Raw genomic sequence first — 16,812 nt, forward strand, 5'->3', positions numbered from 1 at the left:
ACCGAACCCCGGATAACCGCCCCGCATCGCCCGGTTGCCGGTGTGAGTGCGCCCACGCCACCCGTGGGACGTGGCCGACGCGTCCCTCCCGCGGCGCGACCCCTTTCAGGCCGACCGGGCCGTGAACCAGGCCGCCAGTTGGCTGCGTCTGCTGAAGCCCAGCTTCACCAGGATGCGCTCGACGTGGCCCTCCGCGGTGCGCTGCGAGATGACCAGCGTCTCGGCGATCCGCCGGTTGGTCAGGCCCCGCGCGACCAGCGCCGCCACCTCGGCCTCCCGGCGGGTGAGCGGGCGGGTGTCCGGTTCGGCGGTCGTGCCGGTCGCCGGGCGGCGCAGGGTGCCCAGCGCGTAGGCGAGGGCGTCGTCGCGGGACAGGGCGGCGCCGCGCCGGTGGGCCCGCTCGTAGCCCTGGTCCCCGAGCGCCCGCCGCGCGTGCCGCTCGGCCGGACCCGGGCGCGCCGCGCCCTGCGGCTGGGCCGGATCGCCGCCGATGTCGTGCCAGATCCGGTCGACGGCCCCCCGCAGCACGGCGGCCCGCTCGGCGTGCCCGGCGAGCGCCTCCGCCGCGGACAGCAGGTCCAGGGTGCGGGCGAGGCTCTGGCGCCGGTGGCCGGTGTACGGCAGCCGCAGGCACGCCCGCGCGTGCTCGGCGGCCCGGTCGTACTCGCCCAGCGACCAGTGCGCCAGGCCCAGCGTGCGCAGCGCCCAGGCGCGCGCCCACTGTTCGCCGTACGCCTCGCAGACGGCGACGGCCTCGGCACACAGCCCGGTCGCCTCGCGGGCCCGGCCCCGGCTGACCAGGGTGCAGGCCAGCTCGACGCGGGTGAGGACGACGAAGCCGACGGTGGTGGTGGCCGCCCGGCCGGTGCCGTAGACGTCGGGTGCCATCGGGGGCGGGGCCGGCACGGGCAGTTCCGCGTCGGCGGACCGGGTGCCGTGCGGGGGGTCGGCGCCGGCGAGGACGGCCGCGGTGCGGGTGTGCACGAGCGTCATCAGCGCGCCCGCCCACATGGCGCGGGTCAGCGCCGCCTCGGGGCGCGCCCCGGTCCGCAGCGCCCGGTCCAGCCAGTGCCGGCCCTCGCCCCAGGCGCCGCCCGCCACCCAGTGGAACCACAGCGTCGCGGCCATCCGCAGCCCGTGCTGGGCCTCGCCGGGGGTGGTGACGCAGAAGTCCAGCGCGGCCCGGAAGTCGTCCCGGTCCAGCCGCAGCCGGTCGGTGACGGCGGCCTGGTCGGGGCCGAACCACGTCTGCTCGTACGTGGCGGCCAGCCGCGCGAAGTGGTCGCGGTGCCGGCGCCGGGTGACGGTCACCTCGCCGATGTCCGCCAGCTTCTCCAGGCCGTAGTGGCGCAGCGAGACCAGCAGCCGGTACCGGTCCTGCCCGCCGCGCCCCTCACGGATCAGCACCGACTTGCCGACGAGCCCAGCAACCGCGTCCCGTACGGCGCCCGCGCCCCGTACGGCGCCCGTGCCCGGCCCCGCGCCCGGTCCGTCGTCCGCCCCCGGCCCCGCGCCCGCCCCCGGCCCCGCCCCCGGCCCCGCGCCCACCCCCGGCCCCGCCCCCGGCCCCGCGCCCGCCCCCGGCCCCGCGCCCGCGCCCGGCCCCGCGCCTGGTCCGTCGTCCGTGCCCGGTCCCGCGCCTGGTCCGTCGTCCGTGCCCGGTCCGTCGTCCGTGCCCAGTCTTTCGCCCAGCCCCTCGCCCGCGCACACGGCCTCCGCCGCCGGCAGGTCGAAGCCGCCGACGAACACCGACAGTCGTGCCCACACCAACTGCTCCTGCGGGGTGCACAGTTCATGGCTCCAGTCGACGGCCGAGCGCAGGGTGCGATGCCGGGGCGCCGAGGCCGGGTCGCCGCCGGTCAGCAACTGATAGCGGTCGTCGAGCCGTTGGACGAGCTGGTCCACGCCCAGCGCGCGCACCCGCACCGCCGCCAGCTCGATGGCGAGCGGCAGCCCGTCGAGCCGACGGCACAGCCGGGCCACCGCCTGCTGGTTGCCCTCGTCGACCGTGAACCCGGGCAGCACGGCCGCCGCCCGGTCCGCGAACAACCGCAGCGCGGGGAAGTGCTCGGCGGCCGAGGCGCCGAGCTCCGCCGGCTCGGGCGTGGGCAGCGGCGGCACCTCGTAGAGCCGCTCACCGGGGAGCCCGAGCCGGTGCCGGCTGGTCGCCAGGATGCGCACACCCTCGGTGGCGGCCAGCAGGGTCTGCGCGAGGCGGGCGCAACTGCGCGGCAGGTGCTCGCAGTTGTCCAGGACGAGCAGCAGAGCGCGGCCCCGCAGATGTTCCGCCAGGACGTCCAGCGGCGGCCGCCCGGATTCGTTGCGCACCCCCAGCGCGTCGGCCACGGCATGCGGCACGAACGCCTCGTCGGCCAGCGCGGCCAGGGGCACCAGCCACACCCCGTCGGGGAAGGCGCGCGCGGTCCGCTTCGCCACGTGCGAGGCCAGCCGGGTCTTGCCGACCCCGCCGGGCCCGGTCAGCGTCACCAGCCGGCCCTCGGCCAGCAGCCGTCTGACGTCCGCCGACTCGTCCCGTCGCCCCACGAAGCTGGTCAGCTCCGCGGGGAAGCCGGAGGTGCGCCGCGAAAGGGATCCGCCCACGATCCGGTCACGCCCTCTGCTGTGGTCACGCACGCGTGCTCTTCCCCGCAGCGTAAGCAGAAGATCCGCACAGCACGGCGGGTTCGCGGATTTCCCGCCGCTACGGGTGACCGGCCCGGGCCGCGGCCAGCACCGCCGCCACCACCCGCTCGGTCGACCCGGGATGCAGGAACAGGAACAGGTTCGGCTCGACCAGCTCCAGCTCCATCACCCGCGGCTGCCCGTCCTCCCCGTCGACGAGGTCCACGCGCGCGTACAGCAGCCCGGCCGCGTCCGGTACGGCGGCCAGGGCGCGCTCGGCGACGGCGCGTTCGGCCGGGCTCGGCGTCCACGGCTCCAGACCCGGGTGCGCCACCTTCTTCGCGTCGAAGGCCGTCCCCGGCGCCAGCACGGCCTGCTTGCGGCTGGCGTGCAGCAACCGCCCGCCGAAGAACTGCAGCGCCCGCTCACCCCGGCTGTCGATACTGCGCACATAGGGCTGCACCATCGCGGTGAACCCCTCCTCGTGCATCCGCGCGAGATGCCGTACGGCCGTGGCGTGCTGGTCGGGCGTGTAGCGGGCGGCATAGCGGGCGCCGGCCCCGGAGGTGGGCTTGACCACGTACTCGTGGTCGTCGGGGAGGTCCGCCGCGGCGCCCGGCGCGAGATACCGCGTGGGCACCACGGGCACACCCGCCCCGGCGAGGTCCCCGAGGTACCGCTTGTCGACGTTCCACCGCACGACGGCCGGCGGATTCGCCAGCCGCGTCACCTTGCCGCACCGCTCGACCCACGCCAGGAACTCGGCGGTGCGCCAGCTGTAGTCCCAGGTCGACCGGATCAGCACGAGGTCGTAGGCCCCCCAGTCGACGCCCTCGTCGTCCCAGTACGCGATGTCCGCCGCGGCCCCGGCGGCGGCCAGCGCCTCGCGCAGCACCGGCAGGTCACGGTCGTGGCTCGGCTCGGGCCGGGGGTCGTAGGTGGCCAGGGCTATTCGGGACACGGCGGGCTCCAGACTCGTACGGCAGGACGCCCGCAGGCTAACCACAGCGCCCGTGGCCGGGACAACCGCATTGACCTTCCCCCTCGGTGAAGCCCCAGCATCGACCCATGGAGGAGATGCTGACGATCGGGGCCTTCGCGCGGGCCTGCCGGCTGTCGCCCAAGGCGCTGCGCCTGTACGACGAACTCGGCCTGCTGCGCCCCGCGCACGTGGACCCGGAGACGGGCTACCGCCGCTACGCCCCCGCCCAGCTCGAACGGGCCCGCCTGGTGGCCTGGCTGCGCCGCATCGGCATGCCGCTGGCCCGCATCCGGGAGGTCTGCATGCTGGACCCGGGGGAGGCGGCGGCGGAGATCCGGGCGTACTGGGCGGGCGTGGAGGCGGAGACGGCTGTACGACGGGACCTGGCCGCGTTCCTGATCGACCAGCTGACGACGACATCGAGGAAGGACACCACCATGCTGGAACTGCGTCACTCGGCCCGCTCGGACCGCGGCCTGGTCCGCCCGGCCAACCAGGACACGGCGTACGCGGGCACCCGGCTGCTCGCGGTGGCCGACGGCTACGGCCCCGGGGGCGGCCCGGCGAGCGACGCGGCGGTGGCCGCGCTGCGCCGCCTGGAGACGACGGACCTGCCCGCCGGGAACGTGCTGAACCTCCTGGAGGAGGCGCTCCGGGACGCCGCGCACGGGATGACGGAGGACGCCGGCACGACGCTGACGGCGCTGCTGTGGACGGGCTCCCGGCTGGCCCTGGTGCACATCGGCGACTCGCGCGCCTATCTGCTGCGCGGCGGGGGCCTGTTCCGCATCACCCACGACCACACGGTGGTCCAGTCCCTGATCGACGAGGGCCGGCTGACCCCGGAGGAGGCGGCGGCCCATCCGCAGCGCGCCCTGCTGCTGAAGGCCCTGTCCGCGACGGCGACGGAGCCCGCGGACCTCCGCCTCCAGGACGCCGCGGCCGGCGACCGCTACCTGCTCTGCTCGGACGGCCTGTCCACGGTGGTCCCCGACGCCCGGATCCGCGACGCCCTGACCACGGCCCCCGACCCGGACGCCGCGGTCCGGTCGCTGATCGCCGCGGCGCGCGAGGCGGGCGGCCCGGACAACGTCAGCTGTGTGGTCGCGGACGTGGTGGAGACGGCGGCCTGAGCCTCACCGGGCCGCCTCCTCCAGTACCAGCTGCGGAGCCTGGTCCGCTCCGAGCTGCCGCAGCAGCAGCGCGAGCAGCTCTCCGCAGCGGACGGTGACCTCGCTGCCGGGCGGCAGGGACCCGGCGAGGCCGATCAGCTGCCAGGCGCAGTGCGCCTCCATGAAGCACAGGTCGCGCAGGTCGAGGGCGATGCGGGCGGGCCCGGTGGGGTGTTGGCGGGACACCGCCTCGCGCAGGACCTCCACGTAGTCCGTGCGGGTGCCGGGGCTCTCCGTCACGCGCAGGGGGTGGGTACGGGCCATGCCGTCCAGCAGGGTTTCGCCGAAGCGGCGGCGGTCGTACCAGCAGATCGCCGTGAACAGCGGGTCCGCGAAGAGGGGGGCCACCGACGCCTCGTAGTCCAGCAGGCTGCCACCGTCGACGCCCGCCTGCGCGGCCCAGCCCATGTCCGCCGCCACTCGCAGCCCGGCCCATCCCTCCGCGTGGGCGGCTTCGACCTCGGCCCGGTACGCCTCGATCGTGCGTTCCTGGTGGAAGCCGCCGTCCGGGAGGTACATCTGCGGGGTGCGCTTCAGGGACAGCTGGCCGCGGGACCGGGCGGCCTCGGCGGCCCCGGTGCCGTCCTGGTCCAGCAGGGCGACCACCTCGTCGTCCTGGAGGTCGTCGGGGTCCAGCACCAGCAGGACCTTCTCGCGGCGGGCGAGGCTGGTGCGGGTGTAGGCGGTGAACACCGCCCACGCCGACTCGCCGTCCTCCGCCTCCAGGCAGGCGTGGTCGCCCAGTCGCAGCCGCTCGACGGGGACGGTCCGCTCGGGAAGCTCCATGACCGCGACCTTAGGCACCGGGGGATCACGGCCCCCCGGATGATCACCGATGACCGATTTCGATGGCGCTTTTTGGAGGGATGGGCGTCAGATCCGATCGGTTGAGCCCGTATGCGTACCGCCATCGACCGCCGGTTCCACCGCCAGCCGCTGCAGCAGCCCCCACGTGAACTCCGCCACGCACGCGTGCCGGGCGCCGCCGGCGTCCGGGGCCGTGAAAGACAGGCCCCAGCGGGTGGGTGCCGAGCCCTCCAGCGGGCGGGCCGGGGCGAACGCCCGGGCCGCCTCGTCGACCGTGCACGACCAGGGGGTCAGGTCGTCCAGGGTGCGCAGCGCAGGCGGCTCGGCGCCCGGGGCCCGGACCAGCCACTCGTTCCACACGGCGCCGGTCGGGGCCAGCAGCACCTCGAAGCGCAGGGTGGGCCAGAGCGGGAGAGGCCACAGCCAGGCCTCGCACTCCAGGTCGCCCACCGTGCGCGTCACCACCGTCTCCGGCGGGCCGAGGACCGAGCGGTACCGGGAGGCGGCGGCGCGGGAGCGGGGCGAGCGGATCATCGCCTGCCACTTCTTGTTCGCCTCCCGCATGTCGCTGATCGAGACGCCCAGTTCCTGCCGGGCGTCCTCCACCGGGCCCGGGTTGTGGTCGGCCATCCGGCGCAGCAGGACGAGCTGGAACTGAAGCGGGCCGAAGGGGCCGGGCCCCGCACTAGTGGACGGCATGCGATCCATGGTCGCGCACCGATCCGCCGGGGCGGCGGCCGTCCGGCAGGAACAGCACCGAGTTGACGTACCGCGGACCGCCCCCGGGCAGCACCCGGCGCAGCAGACCCCGGGTGACGACGTGCTCGGCCTGCTCCTGGTGGGCCTGGAGCGGGAAGCCGGCCAGCGGGACCCAGCTGTCGCCGGGCAGCACCCAGCCGGTGTAGCGCAGCAGGGACAGGTAGGTGACCACCGGGGCGATCGGCTGGATCCGGTACTCCAGTTCCACGAACAGGGCCGGGCGGTCGCGGGCCAGGATGCCGGTCGCGCCGCGCAGCACCGCCAGTTCGCTGCCGTCCACGTCGATCTTGATGAACCCGACGTCCCGCAGCCCGAGTTCGTCCAGGGTGACGCAGCGGACGTCCAGGGCGCGGCCGTGGATGTCCCGGCGGACCAGGGAGGAGACCCCCCGGTCGCCCGCGTCGCCGGACGGCAGCCAGAGCCGGTCGGTGCCGGGGCGGTCGGAGGCGGCGGCCTGGATCACCCGGACGTTCGGCGGGGCGCCGGCGGCGAGGAGCCGGGCCAGCCGGGGGACCGGCTCCACGGTCACCACCCGGCGGGCCCGCCGCGACAGCCGCCGCGTCCAGGGGCCGTACCAGCCGCCGACGTCCACCGCCGTACCGCAGGACGGCGGGCACATCTCGGCGAGCCGGGCCAGCTCGGGCTCGAAGCGGGGGTACACCGCCCGCGCGGCCGCGGCCACTAATCGGACCGGAAGGAAGGGGGCCACACGGGCCGCGAGGGTCGTGGTCATGGCCTCATCCGTTTGAGGAGCGCCTCGTGCTCGTCGTCGCCGACCTGCTCCCCGGAGGACGGCAGCAGTTGCGGGATGCCGTCGATCACCGGGTAGCGGCGGCGCAGTCTCGGGTTGTACAGCGCCTCGCCCGGGTCGGCGGGACCGTCCGGCGGGAGCAGATGCAGCGGGCCCTTGTCGAGCGGACAGGCCAGAATCTGCAGCAACGGGTCGTCCGGTTTCATGGTGGAGTCAACTCCTTGGCGCTCATGGGGGGTTCGGTGCGCGCCGGCTGGTCGTGCCGGGGCATGGACAGCAGTACGGCGATGGCCAGCGCGATGCCCGCGAGCCGCAGCGCGAGCCGCAGCGGGTCCTCGGGCAGCGCCTCGCCGAACGAGAGCGTGCCGAGCACCGCCGTGTACAGGCAGGTCACGGTCGTGCACACCGGCACGATCAGCGAGGCCCGGCAGCGCTGGAGCGCGGCCTGCGACATCACCAGGCCGAACGCGCCGGTGAACAGCAGCAGATACGGGTACGGCGAGCGCAGCAGGCCGACGAGCGCGCCGCCGAGCCCGTCGTCCGTCAGCCGGCTGGACACCCCCTTGATGGCCAGCGAGCTGACCCCGTACAGCAGGCCCACCGCCACGCCGTACTCCACGCCGGTGGTCGGCAGCCGGTGCCGGTGCCGGGCGCGCCGCTCGGCGGAGCTGTACAGCCACACCCCGGCGGCCAGCGAGGGCACGCACACCAGCAGGATCAGCGGGTACGGCGCGTCCTGGCTGACCGTCTCCGAGCCTTCGCGCAGCGACAGCACCACCATCAGCAGCGCGGCGAGGATCGCGGCGAGGGCGTACCGCTCCCGGCCGCTGGTCTCCTCGCCGAGCAGCCGGGCCGAGAGCAGCACGAGCAGGACCAGACCGGAGACGAACAGGCCCTGGGCGGCGGCGATCGGCAGCGTGCGGTAGACGGCCAGCTGGGCGGCGAATCCGGCGGCGAGCGCGAGGGAGCCGCCGATCCACAGCGGGCTGCCCAGCACCAGCCGCAGCAGGCGGGCGGGTTGCCGGATCGTCACCTCGGGGAGGGCGGCCAGGGCCCGCTTCTCCAGGACGAATCCGGTGCTGTACAGGACGTTCGCCAACAGGGCCGCGGCCACTCCCCACCACATGGTCCCCGTCCCCTTCCTAGGTCTTGCGCGCGGGTGTCTTCTGGGCGTGCAGCAGGAGGATCGAGGCGAGCGGGGGTCTGGAGCAGGCCAGCCGGTCGAGCGGGCGCAGGGGGCGCGGTACGCCGTGGAAGGGGGCGCCCGCCAGGCGGACGACGTCGAAGCCGGAGGCGGCGACGAACTCCTTCAGGGCGCGGGCGGTGTACAGGCGTAGATGGCCCACCACCTCCTTGCCCGGGCGGCCGTGGATCGCGCGCAGGCTGACCTCGGAGAAGACGGGCTGGACGCCGGCGAGGACCAGGGCCCGGTTGTACCAGGCGGCCAGGTTCGGGGTGGACAGCATCAGATGGCCGCCGGGGCGCAGGACGCGGCGGATCTCGTCGAGCGCGGCGTCCGGGTCCACCAGGTGCTCGATCACCTCGCTGAACAGGACCGCGTCGGCGGACTCCGACCGGAACGGCAGTCCGCCGCCGGTGAGTTCGCCGCGGACCGGGGCGCAGGCGAGGCGGGTACGGGCCCGGCGCAGGGCGTCCTGGGACCAGTCGACGCCGATGATGCGATGGCCGGGCAGGAGGGGGGCGGCCACGGCGGCCGCGGTGCCGTCGCCGCAGCCGATGTCCAGGACGGTGGCGCAGGGCGTGGTGCCGAGGGCCGCGGCGAGCATGCGGGCCTGGCGCAGGCTGCGCGGGGTGCCGGAGGAGACGGGGACGGCGGGGTCCTCGTAGAAGTCCCGCAGGTCCTTGGGGGGTGCGGTGGTGGTCACTCGGTCACCTCCGTGGTGTGCAGGTAGTGCTCGAACAGGTCCCGCAGATGGGTGCCGTCGCCGTGGCCGAGCAGTGCGCGGGACCAGCGCAGGGCCAGGTGCAGCCGGCCCGCCGTGGACGCGGTGGTGACGGTGAGGCCGCGGGGCATCCGGGCGGGGGCCGAGAACCAGACCGCGTCGGCGCGGCCGGCGTCCTCGCCGAAGTCGAGCGGGTACGGGATACGGCCGATGTTGCTGAGCAGGGTGGTCGACGTCCACGGGGCGGCGGCCCGGCGCAGGCCCCGGGTGAGAGCGGCCCGCCACGTCACGGGGGTGACCGGGGCGGTGAGCAGCGCCGCGCCCCGGCCCAGCTGGGGGCGGGACAGGGACTTCAGGGCACGGGTCCGCGTCGCGGTACGGCTGAGCAGGGCCCGCATGTCGGCGGGACGCAACTCGTCCGGGCTGAACGGCACTTCGACGAGCCGGGTGCCGTTGCCGATGGGCATGGTCATGTCCCGGGGCCGGTCGTCCACCGGCATGGTGATGCGCAGGGGGCGGGGCGGGGCGCCGTGCTCGCGGTTCCAGTGGGCGATGGTCAGCGCGGTGGTGACCATGAGCTGGTCGTTGACCGTGTACGGCGAGCCCTTGGGCCGGTGCGGCAGCGCCAGCTCGGTGACGAGCACGCCGTTGCCGGGGGAGGGCTCGGGCGTCCCCGGCGCCACCCGCGCCGGGCGGGCCCAGTTGGAGGGGGTGTCGGTGAGCACGTGGGGCGGCTCGGGAGGCCGGACGGGCGGCGCGGCGGCGGAGTTGTCCCGCCCGCCGTACAACTCCGCGGCGGTCGCCAGAACCCGCAGACAGGCGGGGCCGTCCAGGGCGGTGTGGTTGATGGTGAGGAACAGGACGGTGTGAGGGAGGCGGGCGGCGGGGCCCGCCCCGGCGGCGACCTCCCTGGCGGGACCGGCCGCGGCGGCAGCACGCGCGGCGGGACCGGCCCCGGCGCCCGGGGTCGCGGCGCCCGGGGCCGGGGCCGGGTCGTGCGCGTGGGTGGAGTGCGCGGCCGGGCTGCCGGCGGCGGGATGCGCTGCGGCGTCGGCCGTGAGCCGGGCGGAGTCAGAGGGACCGCGGCCGGCTGCCGTGATCGAGGCTGTTGCCTCGCTGCCCTCCGCCGGGCCTGCCCCCTGGACCACCTCCACGCGGATCGGCGGTGACGCGGACAGGGGCGGGGCCGCCGTCAGGGCTCGGGTGCGGGCGTCCCGGAGGGCGTCCGGGCCCGGCGGGAGGAAGGTCACCACCTCCACGTCCGGTTCCCCGGTCAGCTCCCACTCGTAGCGCCGCCGGTACCAGGGTCCCGGAGCCTCCCGCATCAGGATCCGCGGATGGCGCCGCAGCGCCTCGGCGAACGCCGTGCGCAGCCGGGCCGGGTCCAGGCGACCGGGCAGATGCACCTCGATGTGCACCGTCTCCGGCTCCTCCTCCTGGAGACAGTGCCGGGCCACCTCGTCCACCACCGGGAAGGGGACGCGCTCAGGGGTCCGGTCGGCCCGGTGGTCCAGCGCCGTCATGTCGGCTCCCCCCTCCCCGTGCTGTCGGTGGGCTCCTGCGTCTTGCGGAACGGGATGCGCCGGGTCGGCGGGTCCTCCTCCGGTCCGGGAGCGTACGGCGGCGGCGGGGAGGGCGGTAGTACGGCGGTCGGACCGGGCTCGCCCGGCACCGCCGTCGCGGCACGCGCCTCGACCGTCTCCTCCTCCCGCTCACCCACGCTCACCAGCGCCGCGAACAGCCCGATCAGGGTGAGGAGTTGCGCCGTGTGCCCGAAGGCTCCCGCCCCTTCCCGCACCGGCTCCCCGGCACCGAACGCCGCCACGACGCCCGCCGCCACGAGCGCCGACAGGGCGATCGGCACGAGCAGTTCATGGCGTCGGCGGGCCAGCAGCGCCAGCGCCGGTACCAGCAGCGCCCACCAGCCCGCGATCACGACCGCGACCAGCGTCAGCGCCACCGTGCCGAGCCACAGCCCCGGTGCCGGCGGCAGCGGCTGCGGGTCGTCGGGGTTCGGCTCGCGGCGGCGCCACAGCGCGAGGCCCACCAGGACCGCGAGCCCCGCCCCGGCACCGATCAGCCCGGCCTCGTACGTCACCGCGGGCTCGTACGACAGCTTCACCGTGCCGCCCTGCCCGGCCGGGATCCGCCAGCCCTGCTGCCAGCCGTCGAGGCGGACCGGCGTCAGCTCCTCGCCGTCCAGCTCGGCGCGCCAGCCGTCGTTGAAGTTCTGGTACGTCGTCAGGTAGGCCGCCGCACCGGAGCCGACGGTCACCTCGCGGCGGTCGCCGAGCCAGTCCCGTACGCCCAGCTCCCGTCCCGCGGCCGGGGAGTCAGGGACCGTGCCCCGGGTCAGCGTCACCGCGGTCACGGTGAGCGGGCCCGCGTCACCGGCCTCGACCCGGTGCGATCCGGAGGCGAGTTCGAGGCCCGACTCCGGGCACACGGTCACGTCCACGGGACGGCGTTCCACCAGGTCCCGCACGGTGCCCCGCACGCTCGTCTCGTACAGCTCGCCGTCCACCGCCAGCACCGGGCCCTCGCCGCAGGGCAGGGAGAAGCTCCGGCTGCCCTCCGGCTTCGGGGTGCGGTAGCGGTCGAGCGCCGGGACGTAGGCCTCGGTGAGACCCACCGGGAGCTGCACGTCCTCGTCGGCGAACGGGTTGAACAGGGTCAGCGGGGCCGTCTCCGTGATGGTGATGTCGAGCCGGTCCGTGGTGATCGGCGGGAAGCGGACGTTGCCGTTCTCGTCGACGCCCGCGACGACCGCGCCGTCCGGGGAACTGATGTGCACCTCGGCGGGGCGGCTGGACAGGCCGCCCGCCGGAGGCAGCACGATCTCGCCCACCGGCTGCTTGCCCTCCCAGGCCAGATGGATGGTGGGCCGGTCGCCCGCGATCCAGGCCGTGGTCAGATCGCCGTCCGTCAGATTGCGGGCCGACAGCCCCGCGCCCAGCCGGGCCGTGGAGTCCGCCGTCGCCACGATCCGGTCCCGCTGCTCGGGCGCCACCTCGTACAGCAGCCGGTCCAGCGCCTCACCCGGCACCGCCACCGCGCTCGCGTCGATCTCGTACGTCCCCGCCGTCGCCGTGGAGAAGCGCCGGTGCAGCCCCGCCTCGGTGCCCGTCGCGGACAGGCCCGTGGGGTCGGCCGGACGGGACAGGGAGATGATCTCGGCGTCGGCGGAGGAGTTCCCGGCGTCGGTGGGCAGCCGCAGCAGCCGGGTCACCTGGACGTCCGGCAGGGTGATCTCGGAGAAGCCCGCGCCGCTCAGGCCGGTGCTGCGCTCCACGGAGTCGACGATCGTCAGCTTCATCCAGTCCGTCGCCCCGGCCGGCGCCTTGATGCTCTGCCGCCTGCCGCTGGGCTCCAGATAGCTGGTCCTGCTGCCCTTCTCGGTCTCCACCCGCACCCGCGTCGGCGCCGACCGCACGCCCTCCTGCGGCAGCGGGGTCACCTTGAAGGCGGCCGGCATCTCGTACTCCTCGGTGAACCCGATCCGCAGCCACTGCCCGTCCGGCGAGCCGTGGGCCCCGTCGGCCCACGCGGTGTCCGGGTTGCCGTCGAAGGCGTTCACCGGGTCGTACTGCGGCAGGTGGAACAGCCAGCTGCCGTAGGAGGAGGCCGACACCGAGCGGGCGCCGCGCAGTTCGGCGACCGTCTGATGGTCCAGGCCGTCGGAGGGCAGGATCTGGTGCGGTTTCTCGCCCGCGTCCTGCGTCGCGTCCGGGGCGTTGCGTTCGTCGCGGGTGTACGTGTACGACGTGTTGGCGTTGACCAGGCCGAACCGGGTGTCCGCGCGCCGCAGCCCGTCGCCGATCACCTGCACCGGCGGGGTGCCGAGCCCGGGGTGGTGGTCCCCGGTCAGCACGCTCGCCCGGCCGCGCAGCTTCCCGGCGACCGGCAGCAGCGACTCCGGGCCGCCGGAGACCACGGCGGTGTCCGCGACCGGACTCAGCCCCGCCTGCCGGGGCCGCGGCACGTCCTGGGGCGGCTGGTAGATCTCCACCGCCCGCTGCCTCGGGTACAGGCCCTCCACCTGGAGCGGGGTGTCGGGGGCGATCACCCCGCCGGTCATGACGGGCCCGTAGCCCTTCACCCGCTCGTAGCCGGACTGTTCGAGGGTGCGCTTGACGATCGTCGTCGGCAGGTTGCCGACCTGGTCGGGGTCGAGGTCGTTGCGGACGATGACGTAGTGGATGCCGGCCCGGCTCAAGTAGTCGGCCAGGCCCGGGACTTCCGCTCCGCTGGTCAGCGCCTGTTGCACGGCGTCCATGGCGCGCCGGTTGCCGGGGGTGCCGAAGGGCACGTAGTCGCGCTGCGCCCAGCGGGATTCGGCGAGTACGTCGAGCGGCTGGTCGATGGGGGAGCCCCAGGTGTAGACGCCGTGCGCGGTCGCCGGGACGACCAGGACCCGGGCGTCCGGGGAGTACTTCTCCATCCAGTCCGCCGTGGCCGACCAGTAGTCGGGGATCTCCTTGAACGAACCCGGTTGCAGGATGGAGCCGTTGAGGTACGGCCACATCAGGCCCGGAAGCACGAGGACGGCCGCGACCAGCGGGGCGAACCGCCGGCCCGGCAGCGGGCGGGTGCCGCGCGCCTCGGCCGCCGCCGCGACCAGGTGGGCCAGGCCGAGGACGAGCGCGAGGGCGAGGCCGGTCTGGAACTTGTAGATGTTGCGGAAGGGGACCAGGCCGCCGTCCAGCCAGTCCTGCACCACCCCGTGGAAGGGGGCGCCGAACGCGCCGCCGTACCCGGCGAGCAGGATCAGCGCCGTCGTGAGCACGGTCAGCACCAGCCAGCGCCGCTCGGGCAGGTCCCGTCTCGCCAGGCCCGCGAGGCCCAGGCCGGCCGCCAGCGCCGAGCAGACGATCACCAGCACCGAGGAGGCGACCGCCCAGCCGGCCGGCAGCCAGGCGTCCCCGAAGTGCAGGTAGGCCACCCAGTTCCCGGCGCCGCGCAGCGCTTCGGTGGCCGCCATGGTCTCGGTCGTGGTGTGCGAACTCTCCACGTAGGGGAGGAAGTTCTCGCCGTAGACGCCGAGCAGCAGCAGCGGGATCCACCACCAGGCGGTGGCCAGGAGCACCCCGGGCACCCACCAGGTGATCAGCTTGCGCTGCCGCGGTCCGGGTGGGCGGGTCAGCAGATACAGGCCGACCGGGAGCAGCGAGGCGAGGGTCGAGGCCGCGTTGACGCCGCCCATGAACGGGATGAGCAGCGCCGAGCGCAGGGCGGCGACCCGGGGGCTGTGGCGCTCGTCGACCAGCGGCAGCAGCACCCACGGCAGGAACGCGCCGGGCAGCGCGGCCGCCGAGGTGGAGCCGACGACGACGGTGAACACCGGCCACAGCGCGTAGGCCACGGCGGCGAGCAGCCGGGAGCCGCCGCTGCCGATCCGCAGCCGCTCGGCCAGGCGCAGGGCGCCCCAGAAGGCGACGGACACGATCAGCGACAGCCACAGCCGTTCCGCCAGCCACACCGGCAGCTGTACGAGATCGGCCAGCCAGTAGAACGGCAGCATCGGCCAGAGGTAGCCGGAGTACTGGTTGGAGATGCCGCCGAAGCTGCCCTGGTCCTGCCAGAGCTGGCCCAGGTCGGACAGGAACCGGCCGGGGTCGACGGTCACGCCGAGCTTGGTGTCGAAGGTCTGCCGGCCCGGCTGCACCGCGAGGAGGAGCACGAACACCACGGCCCAGAACCCCAGCAGCCAGCGCCGCGACCGCGGCCCCTCCGGGGGGCCCGTCATGATCGCGGTGGTGGGGACGGCTGCCGGGGGAGGAGCCTGGACCGTGCTCGTCATGGGTGACACCGCCGGAGGATGAGGAGGAGGTTCCAGGTGGCTATCTCGCGGATGCCGGGCGCCTTGACGACGGTCTCCGCGAGAAAGGGCCAGTAGCGGGAGCGCGCCGAGACGACCGTGACGTCGTCGCGGGCGCGGACCTGCCGCAGGGTGGGCCCGATGTGCACGGCGAAGAGGTTCTCGCCGAGGGTGTGCTTGGCGGGCCTGCCGGTACGGCGCCGGTAGCGGGCGCGGGCCCGCTCGGCACCCAGGTAGTGCCAGGGGGCCCATTCGTGCCCGCCCCACGGCGACAGCCAGTTGGTGAACGACACGTAGATCAGCCCGCCGGGCCGGGTCACCCGGATCAGCTCGCTGAGGAAGGTGCCCGGGTCGGCCACGTGCTCCAGCACATTGGAGGAGAAGGTGACATCGGCGACCCGGTCGTACAGGGGGAGCAGATAGCCGTCGGCGACGACGCTTCCCTCGGGCGGCTTCTCGCCCAGCTCGTTCAGGTCCGGCTCGAAGAGGTAGGCGTGCGCGCCGCGCCGCCGGAACTCCTCGGTGAAGTACCCGCTGCCGCCGCCGACATCGACGACGATCCGCCCGGAGACGGATCCGTCGTAGGCCTCGACCTGGTCGACGGCGTCCCGGGCGAGCAGGGAGTAGCAGGCCTCGGGGTCCTGCTGTTCCCGGAGGAAGGCCCGGAACAGCGTCAGGGACCTGCGGAACGAGGGGTCCTTGGCATAGGGGCGCGGGGACCAGCCCGCACCGGCTGGAGTCACGATGCCCAACCCCGCACCGCCTCCGCCGCGACCGCCCGGAACTGCCGGACGGTCCGGTCCCACCGGTACCCGGCGGCATGATCCCGCGCCGCCTTGCCCATCAGTTCCCGCCGGTGTCCGGACAGCGCCAGGGTGCACCAGGCGGCGGCGAACGAGGACTCGCCCGAGGCGAGCAGGCCGGTCTCCCCGTCGATCACCGAGTCCCGCAGTCCGGGTACGTCGAAGGCGATGGTGGGAGTCTCCCGGGCGGCCGCCTCGGTCACCACCAGGCCCCACCCCTCCACGGCGGAGGGATGCAGCAGCAGCCAGGCCGCGCACAGCAGCCGGTGCTTCTCGGCCTCGGTGACATGACCGGTGAACTCGACCCCGGGACCGGCGAGTTGTTCCAGCCGCTGCCGCTCGGGGCCGTCCCCGACGATGACCAGCCGGCCGCCGGTGACCGGCCGCACCCGCTCCCACAGCCGCAGGAGCAGATCGATCCGCTTGTACTCGACGAGCCGCCCCACGGCCACGAACAGCGGCTCGGCGGAGCGGTCGGCGCGCGGACCCGGTTCCTCCACACCGTTGTGGACGACCCGTATCCGCTCCCGCTCGACTCCTATCGCACGCAGCGCGTGGGCCGTGGACGGGGAGACCGCGACCAGCAGCCCGCGCTGCTGCGCGCCGGTCAGCGCCCAGTGCTCCAGCTTTCGCCCGATGCGGGCGGCCGGGGCCAGGGGCCCGCCGAACCGCATCCGCCACAGGTCGGTGTGCACATGGTTGACCAGGCAGAGCGTGGGGCCGCGGTGCCACAGGGGCGCCAGGTAGGGCACCCCGTTGCAGACCTCGACCAGCAGGTCGGTCTCGCCGACCTGGCGGGTGAAGGCGGAACGGGCGCGCAGGTAGTGGCCGTAGGTGCCGCCCGCGGAGACGACCCGGTAGTCGCGGTAGGCCGCGGGGCCGCCGCAGAGCAGGGTGACCTCGTGGCCGAGGCGGGTCAGACCGTCGGCGAGGCGGTCCACGAGCAGTTCGGAGCCTCCGGCGGACCGGTTGCCGAGGTCTCGATGGGCGAGGAAAACGATTCGGCGCGGCTGTGGGGGGAGCGCCGGGGGGTGCTGCGGCACCGTGAACGGGGCGTGCAGCGAGGACGGCACGTGCTGGGGCATCGGTGCTCCAACATGTCTCGGGGTGCGGAACTCAGCGTGGGGGAAGAGTGCGCCGAATGAATACGGCTGGGGCGAGCTGGATGGTGCTGTGGGGGAACCGGGAGCTTCC

Annotated in this window: 13 protein-coding genes; 1 reads left to right on the forward strand and 12 read right to left on the reverse strand. The window is 74.8% G+C overall.

Annotated elements, in window-relative coordinates:
• Positions 1-105: 105 nt before the first annotated feature.
• Together ACFYW5_RS08560 and ACFYW5_RS08565 are read right to left on the reverse strand one after the other, a co-directional pair.
• On the reverse strand, positions 106-2,601 hold the full coding sequence (locus ACFYW5_RS08560; RefSeq protein WP_389416188.1) for an ATP-binding protein: 2,496 nt from the start codon (positions 2,599-2,601) through the stop codon (positions 106-108).
• A gap of 100 nt (positions 2,602-2,701) precedes the next feature.
• The gene (locus tag ACFYW5_RS08565; protein ID WP_389416189.1) at positions 2,702-3,583 is read right to left on the reverse strand and encodes a RimK family alpha-L-glutamate ligase; all 882 of its coding nucleotides are present in this window, start codon (positions 3,581-3,583) and stop codon (positions 2,702-2,704) included.
• Between the two features lie 107 nt (positions 3,584-3,690).
• Between ACFYW5_RS08565 and ACFYW5_RS08570 the strand changes: the two genes are divergently transcribed.
• Positions 3,691-4,737 (forward strand): MerR family transcriptional regulator, encoded by a 1,047-nt coding sequence (locus ACFYW5_RS08570; RefSeq protein ID WP_389416190.1) that lies wholly within the window; start codon positions 3,691-3,693, stop codon positions 4,735-4,737.
• 3 nt (positions 4,738-4,740) lie between these two features.
• Here the strand turns inward: ACFYW5_RS08570 and ACFYW5_RS08575 are convergent, their stop codons facing one another.
• The 10 genes from ACFYW5_RS08575 to ACFYW5_RS08620 all read right to left on the reverse strand — a co-directional run bounded on the left by ACFYW5_RS08575 (position 4,741) and on the right by ACFYW5_RS08620 (position 16,703).
• Positions 4,741-5,562 (reverse strand): MEDS domain-containing protein, encoded by an 822-nt coding sequence (locus ACFYW5_RS08575; protein ID WP_389416191.1) that lies wholly within the window; start codon positions 5,560-5,562, stop codon positions 4,741-4,743.
• Between the two features lie 87 nt (positions 5,563-5,649).
• On the reverse strand, positions 5,650-6,291 hold the full coding sequence (locus tag ACFYW5_RS08580; protein WP_389416192.1) for a hypothetical protein: 642 nt from the start codon (positions 6,289-6,291) through the stop codon (positions 5,650-5,652).
• Complete coding sequence (locus tag ACFYW5_RS08585) at positions 6,269-7,075, reverse strand: FkbM family methyltransferase (protein WP_389416193.1); 807 nt, start codon at positions 7,073-7,075, stop codon at positions 6,269-6,271. The genes ACFYW5_RS08580 and ACFYW5_RS08585 overlap by 23 nt, the downstream gene beginning before the upstream one ends.
• Positions 7,072-7,299, reverse strand: a complete 228-nt coding sequence (locus tag ACFYW5_RS08590) for a Trm112 family protein (protein ID WP_389416194.1) — start codon at positions 7,297-7,299, stop codon at positions 7,072-7,074. Before ACFYW5_RS08590 ends, ACFYW5_RS08585 begins: the two co-directional genes overlap by 4 nt.
• Positions 7,296-8,207, reverse strand: coding sequence for a hypothetical protein (locus ACFYW5_RS08595; protein ID WP_389416435.1), 912 nt, complete (start codon positions 8,205-8,207; stop codon positions 7,296-7,298). The genes ACFYW5_RS08590 and ACFYW5_RS08595 overlap by 4 nt, the downstream gene beginning before the upstream one ends.
• A 28-nt stretch (positions 8,208-8,235) precedes the next feature.
• Complete coding sequence (locus tag ACFYW5_RS08600; protein ID WP_389416195.1) at positions 8,236-8,979, reverse strand: methyltransferase domain-containing protein; 744 nt, start codon at positions 8,977-8,979, stop codon at positions 8,236-8,238.
• Positions 8,976-10,520, reverse strand: a complete 1,545-nt coding sequence (locus ACFYW5_RS08605; RefSeq protein WP_389416196.1) for a condensation protein — start codon at positions 10,518-10,520, stop codon at positions 8,976-8,978. The genes ACFYW5_RS08600 and ACFYW5_RS08605 overlap by 4 nt, the downstream gene beginning before the upstream one ends.
• Positions 10,517-14,797: an alpha-(1->3)-arabinofuranosyltransferase family protein gene (locus tag ACFYW5_RS08610; RefSeq protein WP_389416197.1), complete on the reverse strand. Its 4,281-nt coding sequence runs from the start codon at positions 14,795-14,797 to the stop codon at positions 10,517-10,519. Before ACFYW5_RS08610 ends, ACFYW5_RS08605 begins: the two co-directional genes overlap by 4 nt.
• Positions 14,794-15,558, reverse strand: a complete 765-nt coding sequence (locus ACFYW5_RS08615; RefSeq protein ID WP_389416198.1) for a class I SAM-dependent methyltransferase — start codon at positions 15,556-15,558, stop codon at positions 14,794-14,796. Before ACFYW5_RS08615 ends, ACFYW5_RS08610 begins: the two co-directional genes overlap by 4 nt.
• Positions 15,555-16,703 (reverse strand): glycosyltransferase family 4 protein, encoded by a 1,149-nt coding sequence (locus tag ACFYW5_RS08620; RefSeq protein ID WP_389416199.1) that lies wholly within the window; start codon positions 16,701-16,703, stop codon positions 15,555-15,557. The genes ACFYW5_RS08615 and ACFYW5_RS08620 overlap by 4 nt, the downstream gene beginning before the upstream one ends.
• Between the last annotated feature and the right edge of the window lie 109 nt (positions 16,704-16,812).

Source organism: Streptomyces sp. NPDC002779, assembly GCF_042888685.1.
In the GTDB taxonomy this organism is placed as follows: Bacteria; Actinomycetota; Actinomycetes; order Streptomycetales; family Streptomycetaceae; genus Streptomyces.